Source organism: Azospirillum sp. B4, assembly GCF_000333275.1.
Classification (GTDB): Bacteria; Pseudomonadota; Alphaproteobacteria; order Azospirillales; family Azospirillaceae; genus Nitrospirillum.
The window spans coordinates 1-1,405 of the sequence record NZ_BACU01000284.1 but is presented as its reverse complement, the minus strand read 5'-3'; the positions used below and the strand labels follow the sequence as shown (position 1 = coordinate 1,405).

At 62.1% G+C, this 1,405-nt stretch carries 2 protein-coding genes; both read right to left on the bottom strand.

Features of this window, described 5'->3' with window-relative positions; translation table 11 throughout:
• Positions 1 to 348 precede the first annotated feature (348 nt).
• On the bottom strand, positions 349 to 792 hold the full coding sequence (locus I55_RS33015; protein ID WP_049974059.1) for a hypothetical protein: 444 nt from the start codon (positions 790 to 792) through the stop codon (positions 349 to 351).
• Positions 793 to 794: 2 nt separating this feature from the next.
• Entirely contained in the window at positions 795 to 1,190 is a 396-nt protein-coding gene (locus I55_RS12470; RefSeq protein ID WP_044560904.1) for a helix-turn-helix domain-containing protein, read from the bottom strand.
• Positions 1,191 to 1,405 lie beyond the last annotated feature (215 nt).

Below are 1,405 nucleotides of genomic sequence, written 5' to 3'. Positions count from 1 at the left end.
GTAAGCCGATCAATCCTGCCCCTCCGCTGTTCTTTCGACGACGCGCCTCGACCCCATGACAGACTATCTGTAGCCTGACTCCGAGCAGAGTATTCATCGTCTATCATCATCAACCATGAAGGAGACCGAAACGGTGATTATGAGTGAGATTCCGGCGTCTTCGCTGGGTTTTGATACGTCGTTCGTTCTCCGTGAACCCAAAGCACAGTCTTGGTGACATCGGAGAAATGACAGACCTCCGTCGCAAAATCCTGTGCAAGCTCAAGGTCATCCGGGTCAAAATCTTCTATGGTCACCTGGCCACCAACACAATGAACCTCGACCACCACGACCCCGAGGGGGAAGCACTTATTTTTCATTCGTCCTTCCCGCCTCATCGAAGATAGGCGCCGAAACGCACACGGCTTGGCCCGCACAGGTCGAGCAGAGGTCCTCCTCCACCCACCAGCACCCGCCCTCGCAGGCATGATCCTGCGTACAGCCGCACCCACGGCAGGCATGGACATCGATGCCGGCCAGCTCAGGGCGCCGTGGGAGCCCATCACCGTCAAAGGCGTCGGGAAGGTGGGTGAGCACCGCCTGCTCCAAACTCTGGATGCCCTCGTGCTCCGCCGCCCTATACCCTTGCGCTGGACTGAGACCTTGCATGGAGCCCATGAGCCCCAGGATATGAACCAGGGCGGCAGCGCCGATCGCCTCCTGGCAGTCCGCCGGCAACCCCCGCCAGGCGGCCAGCACGTCGAAGGTCCCGGCTGGACCTGGCTGGCCCTCTTCCTGATCGTCCCCGTCCATGATCACGCCACCTCCCGTTCGGCCGGCGGGCCGCCGGCGAGGGATCGCGCCAGGCCGAAGAGCGGCTCCTGCAGGCCGGCCGGCATCGCCCGGACCACCCTGATGTGCTCAAGCAGGGTGCGCTGGTGCAGGTCCTCCCGCTGCGACATGGGCGGGCCTTGCTCCAGTCCCTCGAAGAAGTAGCTGATGGGAACGCCCAGCTCCCTCGACAGCTTCAACAGGGTCGACGCCGCCACACGGTTGCGGCCCAGCTCGTACTTCTGCAGCTGCTGGAACGACTTGCCGATCGCCTGCGCCACGTCCTCCTGGCTGCGCCCCAGCAAGAGGCGGCGAGCCCTGACCTGCGCCCCGACATGCCGATCGATCTTGTCATCATCCGGAGTGCTGCGCCGTGCCATGGGATGGGCCCCTTCAAGGCGAATGGTGNGTGGGAGGAGTGCCTTCGCGTCTCAAACGCGGGCCGACAGGAAGAATCTGCTACCATGTCGTCTTAAAAAAAGCTACCAAGAGTTTTTCCGCCACAGGGCGTTGTCAAACCATCCTGCATCATAGGAGGAATAGATGGCCAGCACGCAAAAACCCTTCTCCCTGTGGTTCAGCATGCCTGGCGCTG

Excerpts from the sequence above, each read along its gene's own strand:
- I55_RS12470 (WP_044560904.1), bottom strand. The coding sequence starts at position 1,190 with ATGGCACGGCGCAGCACTCCGGATGATGACAAGATCGATCGGCATGTC.
- I55_RS33015 (WP_049974059.1), bottom strand. The coding sequence starts at position 792 with ATGGACGGGGACGATCAGGAAGAGGGCCAGCCAGGTCCAGCCGGGACC.